Below are 18,989 nucleotides of genomic sequence, written 5' to 3' on the forward strand. Positions count from 1 at the left end.
GAGCCTTCGCCGCTGGCACCGCTGGCACCGCTGGCACCGCGGGCGCCGCGGCGGTCCCGCCGGTCCCGCCCGCCGGGGCCAGCCCGCACTCGTCGCAGTAGCCGTCGGCGTCGATCCTGCCGTCGCCGGAGCACTCCGGCCGTTCGCACCTCTCGCCCATCACCCTCAGCCCCCCTGGACCTGTCCGTCGGCCGGCGCCTGGCCGGCCGCCTCCTGAGCCTGCCCGGCCCCGGCCTCGGTGTGGGCCGGCCGCAGCGACTGCTGGAACCGGGCCACCGCGGCGGCCGCCGCCCGCAGGTCGCAGGGCGCGCTCCACAGCAGCCAGCGCGCCTTCTCGTACCGTTCGATCACTTCCGGGTCCTCAGAGACCCGCAGCCGGGCCGCCATCGCCTTGTAGGCGTCCAGCCGGCCGCGCAGCTCGGCCCGGACGGCCAGCGGCTGGGTCACCTCGGTGAGCGACTGCCTGGCCCGGGTCAGCTCCTTGGCGGCGGCGTCCTCCAGGGTGTCCAGCAGCGGCGCCAGCCGGCCCCACTGCCCGGCCTGGCGCAGGTCCAGCGCCGCGACGATCCGCTCGCGCAGCGCCGAGGCGGGGCCGGGCACCGCGGGGACGTCGCTGGAGGCTATCTTCGCCAGCACCTCGCCGCGCGCCCGGCGGGCCTCGGCCAGGGTGGCGTCGGCCCGCTGGAGCAGGTCGCCGACGCCCTGGAGACGCTCCTCGGCCTCGTCGCGCAGCCGCAGCAGGTCCTCCAGCTCCAGCCGGACGCCGTCCAGCGCCCGCCCGGCCCGGTCGAACCGCTCGGTGTCCACCATCCCGGCCGGGCCGGCGAAGGCCGAGCCCTCGGGGACGGTGCCGCGCTGGGCGGGCACCCGGGCCGGACGCCACAGCGCCAGCGGGTCCCCGTGCACCTCGGTGCGCAGCCCGGTGAGGTCCTTCTCGATCCCGGACAGGTCGTCGCCCAGCGGGTGGCTGCCGGTGCGCACGCCGAGCGAGGCACCCAGGGTGCGCACCCGCTGGAGCTCGGCCAGCAGCAGGTCGATCCGGGCCGGCAGCGCCGACCAGACCGCGTCGGCGGCGCTGACCACCTCCAGCACGGTGGCGTACCAGGAGTTCATCCGGGTCATCAGCGCGTCCAGGCTGATCCGCTCGACCAGCCTGGCGGGCGCGCCGAGCACCTGCGGGCCGTCCGGCACCACCCCGCCGGGGACGGTCACCGCGTCGCCGGTCAGCAGTTCGCTCAGCTCGGCGAGTTCGGGCGAGCCCGGCTTGGCCTTGCGGGCCCGGACGGCGCGCGCCGAGGCCAGCGCCTCGGAGTAGCGGTCGAACAGCGCCCACAGCAGCGGCAGGCCCTTGCCGGCGACGGACCAGCGCTCCAGGGTGCGCCCGGACAGCTCGGCGCCGTCCAGCAGCCGCAGGCCGGGGTGGTCCTGGAGGGCGAGCAGCGCGGACTCGACCGCGTCCCGCTCCGCTCCGAGGCGGGCGAGCGCGCGGTCCACCTCCTCCCGGTTCAGTACCGGGCCAGCCGATGCCGCCACCGCGGTGCCCTTCCTTCCTCGGGTGCGTTCCCGACGTTCCCGACCATTCCGACGTGCCTGACGATCCCGGTGTTCCCGGCCTGCGGTCCCACGACAACCCCCCCCATGCCCACCACCGGTCTCCCCGGGGTGATCGTCCCGAACCCTAACCGGTGGCCGTCCGGGCGGAGCGGGCGCGGGGCGTCCGGAGGCCGTCAACGCCCCGCTGACGGCCCGTGCGCTACCTCCTCCGCGCCGCCCCGCGCGTCACTCCCCGGCCGGCTCAGCGCGTGCCCGGCCAGTAGCGGTCGGCCTCGTTGAGCATGTACGGCTTGAGCCAGCGGTCGTACGAACGGGCCCAGTCGCCGCGCGCGTAGTAGTCGGCCAGCACCTGGTTCACCCGGGCGGTCAGGTCGGTGCTGTCCTTCAGCATGGCGACGCCGGTCACCTCCGGCTGCGCCTCGCCGTCCACGATCCGCACGGTCTGGTCCTGTGCGGCCTGACCGGCCGCCAGACCGTTGTCGGTCATGACGGCGTCGACCTTGCCGAGCTGCATCAGGACCAGGCAGTCCAGCTGGTTCTCCACGGTGACGACCTGCCGGGCGGTGTTCTTCTCCTTGACCACGTTCAGCGCGGTGGAGCCGTCGGCGGCGCAGACCGCCTTGTCCTTGACCGCCTCGTCGATGTTCTTCGCCGGGGACGACTTCGGCACCAGGACGCGCTGGCTGATGTTGAAGTACGGCTTGGAGAAGGCGACGTCCTCCATCCGCTTGCAGTTGATCGTCATGGTGCGGACGATCAGGTCGACCCGGCTCTTCTTGATGGCCTCGACCCGGTCGGCCGTGGCCACCGGCTTGAGCACCACCTTGTCCGGGTCGCCCATGACGGCGGCGCCGATCGCCCGGGCGAGGTCGATGTCGAAGCCCTCGATCTGGCCGGTGTTCGGGTTGCGGGCGCCCCAGCGGTAGCTGTTCTGGTCCACGCCGATCACCAGGCTGCGCCTGGCCTTGATGGCCTTCACGGCCGGGCCGTCCTCGGTGCTCGGCGGCACGCTCTTGTAGATGTCGCAGCCGTCGGCCTGGGCCTGCTGGTCCTGCTGCGCGTCCCGTACGGCCAGGGGCGCGGCGGTGCCGGCCGGTGCGGCGCCGACCGGGCCGCCGCCGGCCAGCACGGTGGCGCCGGCCGCCAGCAGGGCCAGCGCGACGGCGGGCCTGGTCCTTCTCCTGAGGCTTCTCTCGCTCATCGGTCCGTCTCCCCCTTGCCCGTTACCGGTACTCGGCCAGTCGCCGGCCCAGGCCGCGCAGCGCGGCGGCCGCGGCCACCAGGCCGAGCAGCACGGTGGCGACGGCGGCGGTGCGCAGGTCCCCGCGGGTGCCCTCGGCGGCCTGCGTGAAGCGCTTCTGTTCGATGTCGGCGGCCCGCGCGAGCGCCTTGTCGGTGGCGTTGAAGATGACATCGGCGGTGGCCGTGTCGCCCTTGGCCGTCACGGTGGCCTCCAGGGCGCCCTGGTAGTCGGCGTGCGCGACCTCCAGGTCGCGGGCGGCGTCGTGCTGCACGCGCCACTGGCCGAACTGCTTCGCGGCCTCCTGGACGTCCGGTTGCGCGGCCTCCGGCGCCAGCCGGACGGCCTCCGGCAGCGAGCCGCCGGACCGCTCCGGCGGCAGGTTCCCGGCTCCGGCGAGGTGCTCGGTGGCCTTCGCCCACTGGTCGGCGTACCTGGTTGTCGAGCCGCGGGCGACGAAGTGCAGGTTCTCCGCCAGCCGGGCGGTCAGCACGTCCACCCGGGCGGAGTTGAGCGCCCGCAGCGGGGTCGCGCCCTCGCGGTCGCTCTGCTTGAGCGCCGCACTGGTGGTCAGGCCGGTGACGGTCAGCCACAGGGCGCCGGACAGGACGGCGGCGGTGGCGCCCAGCAGTCCGATGTTGAACACCCGGTTGGTGCGGCGGAACAGCGTCAGCTGCACCCAGACCAGCGCGGCCAGGGTGACCAGCGCCAGCCCGTACGCCCCCCACGGCACCGCCTTGGCGGCGGCGTAGTCGTCGGCCAGCTCCCGGTTCTCGGCGGCGGCCAGTTCGGCGGCGGCCGGCAGCAGCACGGTCTGCATCTGCTCGGAGGCGTACCGCAGGTAGGCGCCGCCGAGCGGTATGCCCTGCCGGTTGTCGGCCCGCGCGGTCTCCACCAGGCCCGAGTACACCGGGAGTTGCTGGTTCAGCCGGGCGAGCGAGTCCTGTGCGGGGGAGGTCGCCGTGGTGCGGGCGGCGGCCTGGGCGATCAGCTTGGCGGCGGTGGCGATGTCCTGCTCGTAGCGGCTGCGGACGCTGTCGGGCTCGGCGCCGGCCAGCAGGAAGCCGCTCGCCGCGGTGGTGGCGGCGTCGGCCAGGCTGCGGTGGATCTCGGCGGCGTCCCGGCTGAGCGGCTGGCTGTACGAGACCACCCGGTCGGCGGCCTGCGTCCTGGTCTCCAACTGCCAGGCGGTGAGGCCGCCGAAGGCCACGGTCAGCACCGCGAGCACCACCCCGGCCAGCCGCAGGCGGCCGGGCGGCGTGCGGGTGGCCTGCGCGAGCCGGGCGCGCACGCCGGTGGCGACGGCCTTCGGGGGGCGCTTCGCGGGCGCCCCGCCGGGTCTGGGCGCCGGGGGAGCGCCGCCGGGCGTCGCGAGCGGGGCCGCTCCGCGGACGGCCGGTGTTCCGGGCGCAGCCGTCGTCACCGGCGTGCCGTTGCCTACTGGTGTCGCCACCCGCCTCATCCTCCCCTGGGGCCCGGCCCGCTCCCCGGGGCCCGACCGATGGCAGCAGTATGGCCGCGAGTCCCTCCGGCCACACCCGACTTGCGCCGGACTTGAGCATGTCGTGCACGTTCTCCCGGACGGCTCGTGCCCGCTCGTGCCCGTGCGTGTCCGGCGGTGCTCGCCCGCCCGTGCACGTGCCGCCCGCCCCGAGAGGTGGCGAACCGTCCGACGCGCGCCGCACCCTACGCGGTTCCCGCGACCGGGCGGAGCGCGGGGGTCCGGTTACGGGCGCGCGTTCCCGGGTGCGGCGCCCCCTCCCTCCGTACGATGGAGACATGCGCCTGCTTGGAACGATCTCGCCCGACCGTCCGCTGCTCGTCGTCGCCGTGCGCGAGGAGGCCGCCCACCTGGACGACCGCCTGCCCGTGCTGCTCACCGGGATCGGGAAGGTCAACGCCACCGCCGCGCTGGCCACCGTCCTCGCGCAGGGCGAGAGGCCCTCCGAGGTGATCAACCTCGGCACGGCCGGTGCCCTGCGCCCCGGCTGGGAGGGCACCCACCACGTGGTCCAGGTGATCCAGCACGACCTCGACACCGCGTCCCTGCACGCGCTCACCGGGCGTGAGTACGGCGCCCCGCTGGTGATCGGCAAGGGCGACGGGCCGGTGCTGGCCACCGGTGACCTCTTCGTCTCCGACACGGACGCCCGCGACCGGCTCGCCGAGCACGCCGACCTGGTGGACATGGAGGGCTACGCCGTCGCCACCGTCGCGCACCGGGCCGGGGTGCCGGTGCGGCTGGTCAAGCACGTCAGCGACGAGGCCGGGGACGGTGCGGGGCACACCTGGAAGCAGTCGGTGGACGACTGCGCCCGGCACCTCGCGGACTGGGTGACCGCGCAGGGCTGGTGACGGCGCATGGCCGGCGACGGAAAAGGCCGGTGACGGTGGATCAGCGGCTGGCTAGGGTGGCGCGGTGACCGAAACGAACACCGAGGCGCCCACGTTCTCCGACGTCCGTCCGCCGAGCCTGAACGCGGACGAGCCGACCACCCTGCTGGCCTTCCTGGGCTACCTGCGCACGGCGGTGATCGCCAAGCTCGACGGAGTGCCCGACGAGGACGCCCGGCGTCCCGGCGCCGCCTCCGGCACCAGCCTGCTGTGGCTGGTGCGGCACCTCGCGGTGGTCGAGGACAACTGGTTCACCTGGGCCTACCAGGGCGTGGGCGAGGAACCGGGCTCGACGGACGAGGTGCCGCTGGACGGCGCGACCGTGGCCGCGGAGGTGGCCGCCTACCGGGCGGCGATCGAGCGGTCCGACGCGGTGGCCGCGGCCGCCCCGGGCCTGGACCGTCCCGGCGTGCGCTCGCTGCGGCCGGACGACGCCGAGGGGCCGTCGCTGCGGTGGGTGCTGGTCCACATGATCGAGGAGACCGGGCGGCACGCCGGGCACGCGGACATCATCCGGGAGCAGCTGGACGGCGCGACCGGGCGCTGAGGGGGCTGAGAGGGCACGCCGGGCCGCCGGGGGTGGCGGGGGCGGAACGGGGATGAAGGGCCGAGCCCTGCCACCCCCGTTCCGTCTTCCCGGCGGCTCCACCGGTCGAGCCGGTCGTACCGGTTCTGCCGGTCCGGCCGGCTCTACCGGTCCCGGAAGGCCGTGAGGTCCAGCGCCGCCAGCCGCTCCGGATCGGTGAGCACGTCGATCGCGGCGATCGCGCCGCCCACCACGGTGAACGCCATGACCGACAGCGCCCGTCCGTTGTCGCCGATGACCACCGCGCCCGCGGTGCCGTTGACCAGCGCCGGGCGGGCGAACGGCGACAGCGTGCCCCACAGGACGGCCTGGCCGGCCACCGTGCCGGCGCCGGAGAGCACCACCGTGTGCCGGGCCATCGCCGCGCCGCCGTCCGAGCGCAGCACCACGTCCGGGTCGAGCACGGCGAGCAGCGCGCCCAGGTCGCCGTTGCGGGCGGCGGCGAAGAACGCGTCCACCGCCAGTCGCTGCCGGCCGAGGTCGGGGTCGGGCGCGGGCGCCTGCCCCCGCACCCTGCGGCGGGCCCGGCTGGCCAGCTGGCGGGTGGCAGCCGCGGTCCGCTCGATCAGCGGGGCGATCTCCTCGAACGGCACCGCGAACAGGTCGTGCAGCACGAAGGCGACCCGCTCGGCCGGCGACAGCGACTCCATCACCACCATCAGCGCCAGCCCGACCGAGTCCGCGAGCATCACCTCCTGCTCCGGGTCCACCACTCCCTCGCGCCGCAGCAGCGGGTCGGGGATGCGCGGCGGGCCCGGCTCGCCGTCCGGTCCGGCGGGCTCCAGCGGCTCCTCGCGGCGCTGGGCGCGGGTGCGCAGCAGGTTCAGGCAGACCCGGGAGACCACCGTGGTCAGCCAGCCGCCGAGGCTGGCCACGTCGCCGGTGTCGGTGCGGTCGTAGCGGAGCCAGGCCTCCTGGACGGCGTCCTCGGCCTCGCTGATCGAGCCGAGCATCCGGTAGGCGACCGCGCGCAGGTGCGGGCGGTGCTCCTCGAAGAACACGGCCCGGGCAGATTTCTCATCCACCGTCTCGTCCACGTGTCACATTCCTTCGTCGCCGGGGGTCAGGGCAGCAGGAGCCACCCAACAACGGCCGCGGCGGGGAGATCAACTCCCTTCCCGGCCGAGGATGAATCGGAGACGGTCATGACGAAGAACACCGTGCTGGTCACCGGCGGCACCGACACCCTCGGCCGGCAGGTGGTCCCGCTGCTGCGCGCGGCCGGACTGCCGGTGCGCGTGCTCAGCCGGCGGGAGCGCCCGGCCGCCGACGGCGTGACGTACGCGCGCGGCGACCTGCTCGGCGATCCGGCGGCGGTGGCCGGGCAACTGGACGCGGCGCTGACGGACGTGGACATCGTGCTGCACCTGGCGGGCGGCCCCAAGGGCGACGACGTCGCGACCCGGCTGCTGGTCGACGCCGCGCGGCGGGCCGGGGTGCGGCACCTGGTGTACATCTCGGTGATCGGCGCGGACCGGCTGCCGCTCGGCTACTTCAGGGCCAAGCACGCCGCCGAGCGGGCGGTGGCCGGTTCGGGCCTGCCGTACACCGTCCTGCGGGCCGCGCAGTTCCACGACCTGGCGTTCACGGTGGCCGAGAAGATGGCGAAGCTGCCGCTCGTCCCCGCGCCCGGCGGCATCCGCTGGCAGCCGGTGGACGCGCGGGAGGTCGCCGCCCGGCTGGTGGTGCTGGCGCTGGGCGAGCCGGCCGGGACGGTGCCCGACCTGGCCGGTCCGGCCGTGTACGAGATGGGCGAGCTGACCAGGGCCTACCTCGCGGCGCGCGGCCGCAGCCGCCGGCAGCTGCCGGTCCGGGTGCCGGGCAAGGTCGGGCGGGCGTACCGGGCGGGGGAGAACCTGGCCGCGGCGGGGGCCGAGCACGGGCGGCGGACCTGGGAGGAGTACCTGGCGGAGCGGCTGGCGGCCTGAGCCCGGCGGGGCCGGCCTGAGGGGCCGGCCGGAGAGCTGTCCCGAGGGCGGCCGTGCTGTCGGAGGCCGGTCGTAGGGTGGCCGCCATGTCCCTCCTCGATGCGATCCGCGCCGACTCCGCCGCCGCCGGCTTCCTGGCCTGGCCGGGCGACTTCTCCCTCGACGCCTACGAGCACGGGGAGGAGGTGGTGCTCGCCTCGGGCGAGGCCCTGGAGCCGGTGGCCAAGGACGGCGCGGGTGGCACCTTCTTCCTCTGCGGCGAGGGCGGCGAGGAGCGCCCGGTGCTGTACGCCGACTCGGAGGGCGGCGCGGCGCTGCTGGCCGTCGGGCTGCCGGAGCTGGTCCGGCTGCTGCTGGCGGTGCCGTGGTGGCGGGACTGCCCGCGGCTGACGGTCGAGGAGAGCGGCGAGGCGGCCGAGGAGTACCTGGAGGACCAGCCAGGGCTCTACGCCGAGCGGGACGCGGCGGCGGCCGCACTCGGACTCGACGTCCCCTCGGCGGCCGAGGCCCTGGCGCGGCTGCGGGAGCTCACGCTGGGCCCCGGGGCCTCGTACGTGCTGCTCAACGCGGAGGAACGCCTCGCGTACGAGCCGCTGTTCAGGCCTTAGCGGCCCGGAGCACGTCCTCCGTCGTCACCACCTTGGCGAAGCGCATCGCGTGCAGGGTCGTCGCGGTGGCGCGGGCGAGTTCGGCGGCGGGGACGGTGGTGCCGTCGGGGCCGGTCATGTCGAAGGCGTGCATGGCGTCGGTGGGGAAGACCGCGTCGTAGCCGAGGTTGCCGGCCATCCGGGCGGTGGTCTCGTTGCACACGTTGGTGATGATCCCGGTGACCACCACCTGCCGGGCGCCGCGCTCCCCGAGCCAGGCGTGCAGGTCGGGGGTGCCGTAGAAGGCGCTGTTGACGGTCTTGGTGACGTGCAGCGCGGGAGTGAGCCCGGAGACGAAGTCCTTCAGCTCGTACCCCGGGGTGCCCACGGCCAGCGGGCCGGCCGGGGAGGTGTGCTGCACGGTGACGATCGGGCGGCCGGTGGCCTGCCAGGCGGCGATCAGCTCGGCCATCCGCTGCTCGGCCTGCGGGTTGTCACGGGGGCCCCAGAACGAGGTGTCCTCGAAGCCCTTCTGGACGTCGATGAGCAGCAGGACGGCGTCGGGGTCGAGGGTGAGCGGGGCGTCGAGGGCGTCGGTGTTCGTCATGCCGTCCATGGTGGTCGGCGCCGCGGGGGAGGCGTGATGGGCGGAGAGGCCACCCCTCGATAGATTCCTGCCATGCGAACCGTGGGCTGCCTGATCTTCGACGGTGTCCGGGCCTTCGACTACGCGGTGATCGCCGAGGTCTGGGCGAACCGGACCGCCCGGCCCGGCCTGCCCGCCTTCGACCTGAGGGTCTGCGGACCGCAGGGCGTCCGGGTGCGGCTGGGCGGCGGGCTGGAGCGGGTCCCCGACCACGGGCCGGCGGCGCTGGCCGACTGCGACCTGGTCGTGGTGCCGGGCGTCGAGGACCCGGCCGCCCGGCGGAGCCCGGAGATCCTGGAAGCCCTGCGGGCCGTCGCCGCCGCCGGAATCCCGGTCGCCTCGCTCTGCGCAGGCGCCTTCGTCCTCGCCGAGGCCGGTCTGCTGGACGGCCGCGAGGCCACCACCCACTGGTCGCTCGCCGCCGAACTCGCCCGCCGCTTCCCGGCGGTGACGGTCCGGCCGGAGGTGCTCTTCACCGGCGGCGAGGGCCTGTGGACCTCGGCCGGGGTCGCGGCGGGCATCGACCTCTGCCTGCACCTGGTGCGCACCGCCCACGGCCAGCAGGCCGCCGCCACCATCGCCCGCGGCATGGTCACCGCCCCCTACCGGGCGGGCGGCCAGGCCCAGTTCATCCCCACCCCCGTCCCGGACGCCACCGCCGACGGTGACCCGCTCGCCCGCCTCCGCGCCGAGATCCTGGCCACCCTCGGCACCCCCTGGACGGTGCGCCGGATGGCCGCCGCCGCGCTGATGTCCGAACGCACCCTGGCCCGCCGCTTCACCGCCTCCACCGGCACCACCCCGATGCGCTGGCTCCTCGACCAGCGCGTCCTCACCGCCCAGCGCCTGCTGGAGGAGACCGACCTGCCCGTCGACACCGTCGCCACCCGCTGCGGCTTCACCTCCGCGGTCTCGCTGCGCCCGGTCTTCACGGACCGGGTCGGCGTCGCTCCCCGGGAGTACCGTCGGGCCTTCCGGGGCCGGTCGGAGGGTTAGGGAGTAGGTGTAGGCATCTCCGAGGGCGCAGCCGATTCGGGTGGTGGCATCAGGCAGGGGGTCCGGACGACGAGGGACAGGCGGTTGTGGCCCGCCGTGCTGTCGACGTCGATGACGTACCGGCTCTCGGGGTGACGGGCGGAGAAGGCGGCGATGGGCTGGGCCGAAGGATCCCCGGTGGGAACCTCCCGGTACTCGGTGACCTTGAGGCCTTCGCGGGTGAGCAGGTCCCGGGCCTTCCTGAGGACTTCGTTGTGCTGGTCGTCGGGGACGTCGGCGTGCACTCCGTAGTCGAGCGTGTAGCGGCCGTCCGGTGCGGACTCGCCGTTCCTGCCGATGCAGGGAGTGAACCCGAAGTTCTCGGGCTCCGGGTTGATGCGGGCTCCGGTCTCCTGAGCCACGTGCGCGATGATCTGGCGCGCCCAGTCCAGGGAATCCTGCTTGGACTTGACGGGCAGTGGGTCGTCCTTCCCGTCGAACCTTCCGTTGCCGGGCCCGGCCATGCAAGCTCCAAGGGTGGTGGTCAGCAGCACTGCGGCCGTGAGCCGGCTCAGCTGCGTGGCGATGTGCCGTGTGCGAGAGGGCGAGATGGTCATCGGTTCCAATCAGGGATTCGTCAGTGGGGTATCGAGCCCCAGATCGGGTCCTCCTTCGGCCCGGTGGTGGGCGGAACACCGGCGATGATCTTCCCGATGTTCTTGAGGCTTTCGGAGTCCTGGGTCCAATATCCGTCGTGGCCCGATGTGTCGACCTTGATGTTGTGACCGCCGAAACCGGCGATGTGTGGTGCGGTGCCCAACACCGTGCTGCCGACGGCGCGGATGGGGTCGTCGGTCGCCGTTCCGGCCCACACGTGGTCGGGGTCGATGTTCAGCTGGTCGGCGAGGAGGACGCCCATGCCCGGACTGCCGAGGGCGAGGATGTCGTCGGCGTGCAGACCGCCCGCGTCCTGGGCGGCCTCGCCGACGGCGTAGGTCCCGTAGCTGTGCGCCATCCACGTGAGATGGGTCTTCGGTTCGCCGTGGGCCACGCGGAGTCCGTTCGAGAATCTCCGCATGTCCTCGGCACCGTCGATGCCCCGCATGAGATTTGCTGCTCCCGGCAGACTCTCCGGGGTGTCGTAGCCGAGGTAGGAGATCACTGACACGGGCTTGCCGGCGCCGGCTTGATACTCGGCAGCCCGCTGGAACTGGCGGATGCGGTCGATCTGGTTCGGGACGCCAGGGAGTTCGGTGCCTGTGCCCGGGGCGAACACGGCGGTGTGGGCGGCCTTGTCGGGGTTCCCGGTGGCGATGATGGCGCGTCCGTCGCCGTCGAACCGCTCCGGGTCGATGGCGAGGAGGAACATCTGCTTCGATTCGTCCTTCTCGTTCGCGCTCTCCTCCAGTTTCTTCCTGATCTCCATCAGCGCGTTCTTGCGCTTGTCGTAGTCCTTCTGGTCCAGGCCGAACACGGAGGCCGAACCGGCCTCCAGTGCGTCGATCTTCTGGTCCAGTACGAGCCGGTTGGCCCTGTCACGGGCCCCGGCCGGGATGCCGTCGAGGTCGCCCACCTGTGCGGCGTTCAGCGTGAGGTAGGTCTCCTGCTGGTCGAGGGTGAGGCTGTTCCACCAGGCGGCGTTCTTCGCGGGGTCCTTGCCGTCCGGGATGTAGGGGTCGACCAGGTGGAGGTCCCGCATGATGCCGTCGACGGCGTACTTCGCCGTGAGGAGTGATCCGTTCGCGCGGGACGGGTCCAGTGTGTTGGCGCTGAGCCGCACGAGGGCGTTATGGCCTTGGTCGCTCGCCTCCTGAGCCGCCTTCAGTGCGGCGTTGATACGGTCCTGGAAGCCCTTCATCTCCGAGCCGAGTTGCTGGCGGGCCTTCTGGGCCTCCGGGTCGTTCGCTTCACCCTTGCCCTGAGCCGGGAGACTGAGGGTACCTTCGGCGGACACGGTCAGGCCGGCGGCGTCCGCCCGGTGTACGGCGTTGGTGAGGTTGGTCTGCGCCTGGTACATCCGCTCGGCCACGGTGTTCAGTACCAGGGCCGCCGCCTCGGACTCCATCCGGATGATCTCCATCTGGACTTCCGTCTTCAGCATGAAGGGCTGTGCGGCCTTGGCGTCGGCGCCCTCCCAGCCGGGGCCCTGTGGTCCGTTGGCCTGGAGCGGTCCGGTCACCTGATTGCGGTGGCGTTGCCCGGTGTTGTCCATTGCGTGGCCGAGAGCTTTCCAAGCCTTCGCGGCGTCGCGCAGGCCGTGCGGATCGAACTTCAGCAGGAGGTCGTAGAGGTTGGTCACTTGGGCCCCTGCTGGGGTACGGCCCACCCGCCGGCGACTGCCTGATCGCGGTGCTCGTGGGCGGACGCGTTGGCGTTGAGGTTGGTCGCGGTGTCCGCGAGCCGCTGCCGTAGGTCGCCGAGCGGTTTGGCCCAGCCAGTCCCCAACTGGCCGAGTCCGCCGGAGATCGACCAGCCGGTGAGCTGGGTCGAGACCGTGGTGCTGGTGTTCAGTGCGGCCTGGACGGGTTTGTCCAGTTCGTCACTCAGCGTCTTGGCAATGCCTGCGGATGCCCACAGGTCAGCCGTTTGAATCGCGATCCTGTCGCTCATCTGGGTTCCCCTCCCCGGAGACGGATGCGTAGGCCGCGCTCGTCCAGCGAAAACGCCAGGTGCGAGCGAAGCGCTGCGTATCCGTACAGATATTCAGATGATATTTGCGACTCGGGCGGTAGGTCGGCGGATCTCGGGAATCTGTTGGCCGCCATCGTGCGAGCTCGCGCGGGTACGGTCACCCGGGAGGGCGCAGTCGGGAGGCGGAGTGGTGGCGGAGCGGGTGCCGGGGTGGTTCTGGGAGGTCCTGGAGGCGGCGCGGCCGCGGGTGGCCGCGCTGGAGGCGTGGCTGGGGGGTCAACCGCGGGAGGTGCTGGAGGAGTTCGCGTGGGCGTACGCGACGGCGGCGGAGGAGCTGGCGGACTTCGCGGAGGGGGTGGGTGTCGACGGGGAGGTGTGGTCGGAGGACAGCACCGAGGACCTCTGCCTGTGGGTGGTCGGGCAGGGGTACGGGCTGTGGCGGGCGGTGCTGGAGGGGGAGCGGGCGCTGGAGGAGGCCGCGCGGGTGTACCTCGGAGGGGAGGCGGCCTGGGACGGGGAGGTCGCGGATCCGGCGCACCGGGGCTACCAGTCGCCGGACGCCATCGTCCACGGCGTCCACCGGTCGCGGTTCGGCGAGGAGTTGCGCGAGCGGCCGGAGGACTACTGAGGACGCCTGAGGGCGGGCGGCGGGCGGCGGGCGGGGTGGCGGTTCTCGGTGCCGCCACCCCGCCGGCCTCCCGGCACGCGGCCGTGGTCCGTCGGGCCGGACGGTCCGTCAGCCGTCAGCCGGCGTGGGAGTCGCGCAGGAGCTTCTTGTCCGGCTTGCCGACGGGCGTCAGCGGGATCTCGTCCACGAGGTGCAGCACCTCGGGGGCGAAGATCCGTCCCTTGCGCTCGGTGACGAACGCGCGGAGTTCCGCCAGCGTCGGCCGCTGCCCGGGGGCGGGGACGACGGCGACGTGGACGTGTTCCGTCTCCTGGTCGTCGCGCACGCCGAAGACCGCGCAGCGGGCGACCGCCGGGTGGGTGATCAGGAGGTCCTCCACCTCGGACGGGTAGACGTGCCCGCCGACCACGATGATCAGGTCCTTGGCCCGGTCGGCGAGGTAGAGGTAGCCGTCCTCGTCGAAGTAGCCGACGTCGCCGGTGTTCAGCCAGCCGTCCCGCAGCACGGCGGCGGTGAGGTCGGGCCGCTTCCAGTACCCGGCCATGACGGTGTCGGAGCGCAGGTGGACCTCCCCCTGCCCGCCGGTCGGCAGGTCGGTGCCGTCGAGCGCGCGGATCGCCACCTCGACGCCCGGGACGGGCCGGCCGACCGAGACCTGGCCGCCGTGGCCGATCCGGTCGTGCTCCTGCGGGGTGAGCATGGAGATCAGCTGCGCCTCCGACATCCCGTAGACGCCGAACAGGACCGGCCCGAACACCTTGAACGCCTCGCGGATCCGGGTCGGTGAGGCGGCACTGCCCCCGTACGGGATGGTCCGCAGGCTGGACAGGTCGGTGTGGCCGACCGCCGGGTGGTCGAGCAGCTGGTGGAGCAGCGGAGGCAGCAGCCAGAGGTCGGTGATGCGTTCGCGCTCGATGGCGGTGAGGACCGCGCCGGGCTCGAAGGAGCGCTGGAGGACCACCGTGCCGCCGCGCTGGAGGGTCAGGTCGGAGAGGATGCCGGAGAGGTGGGCGAGCGGGGTGGGGGCGAGGAGGCGGGGCGCGCCGGCGGCGGGGTCGCTGCCGACCGGGGCGTCGAAGACGCGGCGGTAGGGCCCGTGCAGGCTGAGGATGCCCTTCGGGATGCCGGTGGTGCCGCCGGTGTGGCGGATGCCGAGGTCGTCGTCGGGCCCGACCCGCACGGCCGGCGGCTCGGCGGGGCGGTGGGCGGAGGCGGCGATCACGTCCTCGCCGACGGCCCCGTCGGCGGCCACCGGTCCCGGGCCGAGGGTGAGGACGGCCGGGACGTCGACCAGCGGGAGCAACTCGGGTGCGGTGGCGTACCGTTCGGCGTCCACGAGCAGGAGGCTGGTGTCGACGCTCGCGGTGATCTCGGCCAGGACCGGCGCGCTCATGCCGTCGTACAGGTTGACCACCCGGGCGCCCGCGAGGCCCGCGGCGTAGCGGGCGCTCAGGGCCTCGGGGGTGTTGCCGGTCAGCAGGGTCACGGTGCTGCCGACGGTCACTCCCCGGGCGATCAGCTCGTGGGCGAGACGGTAGGTGGTGGCGGCGAAGTCGCCGGCGGTGATCCCGGCGCCGTCGGCGGTGACGAAGGCCTGACGGCCGGGGTCGGATGCGAGGGCCCGGAGGATCAGCGCGGGGCCGCTGACGAACTCGGAGTCCCGCGTGGCCACTTCGTGCTTGTAGTTTGCAACCATGGCCACAGGCTAACCCCAACCCCGGTGCCGTACTGGGGATGCCCGGAGGGTAATTGGCGTGAACCTTGCGCTGACGGCGCATTCATGACGGTGCATCAGGGTACCGCTGCTGCCCGCGCCGCCCCGTCCGGGTGAAGCGTGCGGGTGAAGCGTGGGCGAAGTGAGGGTGGGTCGCGGGGCTGGGCGGCCCCGCTCAGAACGCCGTCGGAGACCGGAGGGCGAGGTCGGTGGCGGTGGCCCAGTGGGCGGCGGTGGCGGTCACGATCACGTAGCCCTGCTGGGAGGGGAGCCGGGGGACCGTGGCGCTGAGGCAGCCGTGGCTGCGGTGGACCTCGACGGGGACGGGGACGCCGTGGAGCAGCACCTCGCCCGGGGTCGGCGGCCCGTCGAGCGGGGCGAGCTGGGTGCGGGGGTCGAGACGGCTGGAATTGGCGAGGAAGGTGGAGAGTTGGGACTGCGGGGTGGTGAGGGAGCCCACCCGGTGGCCGGGCGGAACGGGGCGCGAGGTCTGGACGACGGCGACGAGTTCGCCGTCCAGGTGGTAGTTGAGGTCGAGGTGGCAGAGGTAGCCGTCCGAGGAGAGCCGCCCCAGCAGGAAGAACCACCCGGGCGGGGCGGCGCGGAGTGCGGCGATCTGCTCGCCCCACTCGTCGGCCGTCTCGCGGTGGGTCGGTATGTGGATGCTGCGCGGGCGGGTGTCGCGGAACAAGGGCTTCCCCCAACGGTCGGCTGACAGGCGGTCGTTGGGACGAGTATGCGGTTTCGCCCGGAGGTTCGGGGACGGATCGGCGGCGGATCGACCGTTGGGGCCGGCCGGGTGGTGTCGCTGTGGGCTTCTTCGTCGGCCGGAGCGCGTGAGAAGTCGGCGGGGCCGACGTCCGATGCGGGGCCCGGCGGCGCGGGGTCAGCCGGGCCGGCGGTGGGTGCGGGCGGCGTGGAGGGCCAGGGGGGTGACGAGCGCGGCCGTCAGGGCGCAGGCGAGGGCCAGGGTGCCGTAGCCGCCCGCTGCGGCGAGCGGGGCGGAGAGCAGGCCGCCGGTGCTGCCGGCGACGGCGAGGCCGACGTCGGCCAGGCCCTGGGTGGAGGCGCCGCGGGCGGACGGCGCCGCGGCGGTGACGATGGCCGTCCCGCTGACCAGGCCGAGGTTCCAGCCGGCGCCCGCCAGGGTCAGGGCCACGGCCAGGACCGGGACCGAGTCCGCCGGTGCGAGGGCGGCGAGGAGGGCGGCCGCGGAGAGGAGGGTGCCGCAGGCCGCGGCGACCGGCAGAGCCCCCCAGCGGTCGACCAGCAGGCCGCTGAGCGGGGACGGGAGGAACATCGCGGCGATGTGGAGGGAGACGACGAGGCCGATCGTGCCCGTGCCGTGGCCGTTGGCGGCCAGGTGGACGGGCGTCATCGTCATGATGGCGACCTTGGGCAGCTGGGCGAGCAGCATGATCCACAGACCGGTCGCCACCCCGGGCCCGCGGCCCGGCCGCCCGGCCGGGGCGTCCGCGATCGGGACGTCGTCAGGGACGTCGCCAGGGACGTCGTCCGGTGCGGGCCCGGGAGCCCGGGTGCGTGCCAGACGGAGGGGATCGGGACGCAGGGCGGTGGTGAGGACGACGGCCGCCACCGTGTAGCCGAGGGCGGCGAGCAGGAACGGTCCGGCCAGCGGGGGGATGCCCCAGGCCTGGGCGAGCCGGCCGGTGAGGGGCACCAGGTTGGGCCCGGCGACCGCCCCGAGCGTGGCGGCGAGCAGGACCCGGCTCAGGGCGCGGGCACGCCGCCGGGGGGACGCGAGGTCGGCGCCGGCGTAGCGGGCGAGCAGGTTGGTGGCGGTGCCGGCGCCGTAGACCAGGAGGGAGGGCAGGAGCAGCGCGACCTGGTCGGCGGCCACCGCGGCGACCACCCCGACGCTGCCCAGGGCGCCGGCGGCGTAGCCGAGGCCGAGCCCGGGGCGGCGGCCCCTGGACTGGCACAGCCGGCCGATGGCCAGGGCGCCGAGCATCGATCCGCCGGTGAACAGGGCGGTGGGGATGCCGGCGAGGCCCCTGGAGCCGAGCATGTCCTCGGCCAGCAGTGCTCCCACCACGATGCCGGCGGTCAGTCCGGCGCCGCTGACCAGCTGGGAGACGACCAGGACGGCCAGCACCCGCCGCTGCTCGGGCGGTTCGGGCGGTTCGGGGGCCCGGCGGGGCCTGGTGGCGGCCCGGGCGGGCGGTGTCATCCGGTCGCCAGGGGGCGCAGCGCCGAGATCTCCGCCAGCGGCATGTTCAGCTGCTCGTGGAGGTAGCGGACGATGGTCCAGTGGGCGAGGGCGCCCTCGTCGAAGGGGCCGAACTCCCGGCAGTAGAGCGGGATCCAGCGCAGTGCCTCCTCTGCGGCGCGCGCCCGGCCGGGCTGCTCCTGGTAGGACTCGTAGGGGATGCCGCGGTGGTGGATGAAGTACCGGCCGGGCAGGCGTTCCTCGCACAGGGCGCGGTACTCGCGGGTCTGGAGGATGAGGTAGTGCCAGACCTCGTCGATGTGCTGTTCGACGGGGAGGAAGAGGCCGGCGAGCTGCTCGCGGTGGCGCGAGACGAGGTAGAGGTAGCGCAGGCACTCGGTGACCTGGCGCTCGGCCTCGGCGGGGGTGGTGGCGGTGCGGGCGGCCGTGTGGGCCACCACCTCGGCGTGGAGGTCGTCGTCGAGCAGGGCCCTGAGCTGCCCGGCCGGGACGCGGGGCGCGGGCTGCGACGGCGTTCCGGGCCGGGGCTGGGCGGTCATCGGAGGTCTCCGTGGGTGGTCCCGGCCGCCGGGCCCGAGGACGGGGCCGGGGCGACGGTGGCGGTGGCGACGGTGGCGGTGGCGGTCGGGGTGGCGGGCGAGGACGGGGGCGCGGCGAGCCACGGGTACTTGCCGGAGGGGCCGATCGGCAGCTGGGCGTGGTGCTCGACGCGGCAGCGCCGTCCGGTGAGTTCGCGGACCGCGTGGGCCAGGGCGTCGGTCTCGTCCGCCCGGAGCGGGGCCCCGTCGAAGGTGGTGCAGCGCAGGACGGCTCCGTCCTCGTCCCCGTCCCCGAGGTGCAGCCGGTGGAGGAAGACGCGGGGGGTGACGGCGCTGACGGCGTCGTCGAGGTCGCCCTGGGCGACGGGGCCGCGGGGGGTGGGGAGCAACTCCTTCTCGCGGCCGCAGAAGCGGGTGATCAGGGCCGGGTCGGTGCTGCCGTCCGCGGTGCGCACGCAGTCCCCCGAGCGGTAGCGGACCAGCGGCATGTACGGGTTGCGCACGCTGGTGACGATGAGGCTGTGGATGGTGCTGTCCGGGGCGACGGGGAGGAGTTCGACGCTCATGTCCTCCAGGTGCGGCCGGTAGCCGCCGTCGCGGTCGCTGGAGTAGAGGTAGCCCAGCTCGGTGCTGCCGAAGAGGTCGACGATCGGGCAGTCGAAGTGTTCGCGCAGGTACCGGGCCACGTTCGCCGGGGTGTACTCGTAGGCGTGGACGATGCTGGCCGGCCGGGGGAGGTGCTCCCACAGGCCCCAGGCCACGGCCTTGCGCACCAGGTGCGCCAGGTGGGAGGAGGAGCAGTCCAGGTGGTAGCGGCCCCCGGGGTGGGCTCGGGCCGCGTCACGGATCTCCGTGAGCATGCGCTCGACGTCCGCGCGCTGCCAGTGGCCGGGGTCCAGGGTCAGGTTGAGGTAGAAGGTGTGCTCGTCCAGCCGGCGGTCGGCCGGGGAGGGGGCGCCGGACGGCTCCTCGCCGCGCTTGCGGGCGTTGACGCGGGCGACGTGCTCGGTGGCCAGCACGGTGGTGAGCGAGACCCTCGGACAGCCCTCCGCCCAGGTGGCGGCGATGTCGGGGTGTTCGCTCCACAGCCGGTAGTAGGAGTTCAGCAGGAAGTAGGGCGGCCGGATGATCTGCATGCGGGCGTGGTTCGTGCCGGTGGAGAGCACGAACTCCGCCTCACCGGTGGCGAGCGCCGCGGCGAGGCGCGGTGTCATCCAGTTGTCGGGAAATCCCCGGGCGATCTCCGGTTTCTCCAGAATGGGGAAATGCCCCCGCTCGATCGCGGCGCGGTAGAGCGGGATGTCCCTGATCCGGTCGATCACGTCGGGGGTCGGCTGACCGTTCACTGTGTCCTCCAGTCGGCGCCCGGCACCCGG

At 74.0% G+C, this 18,989-nt stretch carries 19 protein-coding genes; 6 read left to right on the forward strand and 13 right to left on the reverse strand.

All coding sequences use genetic code 11. The features are described from left to right. Nucleotides 1–165 precede the first annotated feature (165 nt). The 3 genes from BU198_RS05110 to BU198_RS05120 form a co-directional block, all read right to left on the reverse strand. Nucleotides 166–1,533, reverse strand: coding sequence for a hypothetical protein (locus BU198_RS05110; RefSeq protein ID WP_317619966.1), 1,368 nt, complete (start codon nucleotides 1,531–1,533; stop codon nucleotides 166–168). Nucleotides 1,534–1,795: 262 nt separating this feature from the next. Then, nucleotides 1,796–2,755 (reverse strand): glutamate ABC transporter substrate-binding protein, encoded by a 960-nt coding sequence (locus BU198_RS05115; protein ID WP_188295632.1) that lies wholly within the window; start codon nucleotides 2,753–2,755, stop codon nucleotides 1,796–1,798. A gap of 22 nt (nucleotides 2,756–2,777) precedes the next feature. Beyond that, nucleotides 2,778–4,247, reverse strand: a complete 1,470-nt coding sequence (locus tag BU198_RS05120; RefSeq protein ID WP_188295633.1) for a hypothetical protein — start codon at nucleotides 4,245–4,247, stop codon at nucleotides 2,778–2,780. 326 nt (nucleotides 4,248–4,573) lie between these two features. Between BU198_RS05120 and BU198_RS05125 the strand changes: the two genes are divergently transcribed. Next, complete coding sequence (locus BU198_RS05125) at nucleotides 4,574–5,149, forward strand: nucleosidase (protein WP_188295634.1); 576 nt, start codon at nucleotides 4,574–4,576, stop codon at nucleotides 5,147–5,149. A 64-nt stretch (nucleotides 5,150–5,213) separates the two neighbouring features. Further along, nucleotides 5,214–5,735 carry a DinB family protein gene (locus tag BU198_RS05130; RefSeq protein WP_317619967.1) on the forward strand — a complete coding sequence of 174 codons (522 nt, stop codon included), beginning with the start codon at nucleotides 5,214–5,216 and terminating at the stop codon, nucleotides 5,733–5,735. A 143-nt stretch (nucleotides 5,736–5,878) separates the two neighbouring features. Here the strand turns inward: BU198_RS05130 and BU198_RS05135 are convergent, their stop codons facing one another. Continuing rightward, nucleotides 5,879–6,799, reverse strand: coding sequence for a sigma-70 family RNA polymerase sigma factor (locus BU198_RS05135; RefSeq protein ID WP_188295670.1), 921 nt, complete (start codon nucleotides 6,797–6,799; stop codon nucleotides 5,879–5,881). A gap of 120 nt (nucleotides 6,800–6,919) precedes the next feature. Between BU198_RS05135 and BU198_RS05140 the strand changes: the two genes are divergently transcribed. Continuing rightward, nucleotides 6,920–7,702 carry an SDR family oxidoreductase gene (locus BU198_RS05140; protein WP_188295635.1) on the forward strand — a complete coding sequence of 261 codons (783 nt, stop codon included), beginning with the start codon at nucleotides 6,920–6,922 and terminating at the stop codon, nucleotides 7,700–7,702. An 86-nt stretch (nucleotides 7,703–7,788) separates the two neighbouring features. Further along, complete coding sequence (locus BU198_RS05145) at nucleotides 7,789–8,310, forward strand: hypothetical protein (protein ID WP_188295636.1); 522 nt, start codon at nucleotides 7,789–7,791, stop codon at nucleotides 8,308–8,310. Here BU198_RS05145 and BU198_RS05150 read toward each other — a convergent pair. Beyond that, on the reverse strand, nucleotides 8,300–8,896 hold the full coding sequence (locus tag BU198_RS05150) for a cysteine hydrolase family protein (RefSeq protein WP_188295637.1): 597 nt from the start codon (nucleotides 8,894–8,896) through the stop codon (nucleotides 8,300–8,302). The two genes, BU198_RS05145 and BU198_RS05150, sit on opposite strands and share 11 nt — an antisense overlap. 72 nt (nucleotides 8,897–8,968) lie before the next feature. Between BU198_RS05150 and BU198_RS05155 the strand changes: the two genes are divergently transcribed. Further along, a complete protein-coding gene (locus BU198_RS05155; protein ID WP_188295638.1) occupies nucleotides 8,969–9,931 on the forward strand; it encodes a GlxA family transcriptional regulator in 963 nt (320 codons plus the stop codon). On the opposite strand, the gene BU198_RS05160 is transcribed toward BU198_RS05155, so the two are convergent. The 3 genes from BU198_RS05160 to BU198_RS05170 all read right to left on the reverse strand — a co-directional run bounded on the left by BU198_RS05160 (nucleotide 9,928) and on the right by BU198_RS05170 (nucleotide 12,520). Continuing rightward, nucleotides 9,928–10,434 carry a hypothetical protein gene (locus BU198_RS05160; protein ID WP_188295639.1) on the reverse strand — a complete coding sequence of 169 codons (507 nt, stop codon included), beginning with the start codon at nucleotides 10,432–10,434 and terminating at the stop codon, nucleotides 9,928–9,930. The two genes, BU198_RS05155 and BU198_RS05160, sit on opposite strands and share 4 nt — an antisense overlap. A 113-nt stretch (nucleotides 10,435–10,547) precedes the next feature. Next, a complete protein-coding gene (locus tag BU198_RS43720; RefSeq protein ID WP_188295640.1) occupies nucleotides 10,548–12,209 on the reverse strand; it encodes an alpha/beta hydrolase in 1,662 nt (553 codons plus the stop codon). Then, on the reverse strand, nucleotides 12,206–12,520 hold the full coding sequence (locus BU198_RS05170; protein WP_188295641.1) for a hypothetical protein: 315 nt from the start codon (nucleotides 12,518–12,520) through the stop codon (nucleotides 12,206–12,208). The genes BU198_RS43720 and BU198_RS05170 overlap by 4 nt, the downstream gene beginning before the upstream one ends. A gap of 211 nt (nucleotides 12,521–12,731) precedes the next feature. On the opposite strand from BU198_RS05170, the gene BU198_RS05175 reads away from it, so the two are divergent. Then, nucleotides 12,732–13,169, forward strand: a complete 438-nt coding sequence (locus BU198_RS05175) for a hypothetical protein (protein WP_317619969.1) — start codon at nucleotides 12,732–12,734, stop codon at nucleotides 13,167–13,169. A 115-nt stretch (nucleotides 13,170–13,284) separates the two neighbouring features. On the opposite strand, the gene BU198_RS05180 is transcribed toward BU198_RS05175, so the two are convergent. The 5 genes from BU198_RS05180 to BU198_RS05200 all read right to left on the reverse strand — a co-directional run bounded on the left by BU198_RS05180 (nucleotide 13,285) and on the right by BU198_RS05200 (nucleotide 18,959). After that, on the reverse strand, nucleotides 13,285–14,865 hold the full coding sequence (locus BU198_RS05180) for an AMP-binding protein (RefSeq protein WP_188295643.1): 1,581 nt from the start codon (nucleotides 14,863–14,865) through the stop codon (nucleotides 13,285–13,287). A 193-nt stretch (nucleotides 14,866–15,058) separates the two neighbouring features. Next, the gene (locus BU198_RS05185) at nucleotides 15,059–15,574 is read right to left on the reverse strand and encodes a hypothetical protein (RefSeq protein ID WP_188295644.1); all 516 of its coding nucleotides are present in this window, start codon (nucleotides 15,572–15,574) and stop codon (nucleotides 15,059–15,061) included. 195 nt (nucleotides 15,575–15,769) lie between these two features. Further along, entirely contained in the window at nucleotides 15,770–17,074 is a 1,305-nt protein-coding gene (locus BU198_RS05190; protein WP_223243949.1) for an MFS transporter, read from the reverse strand. Beyond that, nucleotides 17,071–17,613, reverse strand: a complete 543-nt coding sequence (locus BU198_RS05195) for a hypothetical protein (RefSeq protein ID WP_223243950.1) — start codon at nucleotides 17,611–17,613, stop codon at nucleotides 17,071–17,073. Before BU198_RS05195 ends, BU198_RS05190 begins: the two co-directional genes overlap by 4 nt. After that, nucleotides 17,610–18,959, reverse strand: coding sequence for a hypothetical protein (locus BU198_RS05200; RefSeq protein ID WP_317619970.1), 1,350 nt, complete (start codon nucleotides 18,957–18,959; stop codon nucleotides 17,610–17,612). Before BU198_RS05200 ends, BU198_RS05195 begins: the two co-directional genes overlap by 4 nt. Between the last annotated feature and the right edge of the window lie 30 nt (nucleotides 18,960–18,989).

This window comes from Streptomyces sp. CBMA156 (assembly GCF_014596515.1).
GTDB lineage: Bacteria > Actinomycetota > Actinomycetes > Streptomycetales > Streptomycetaceae > Kitasatospora.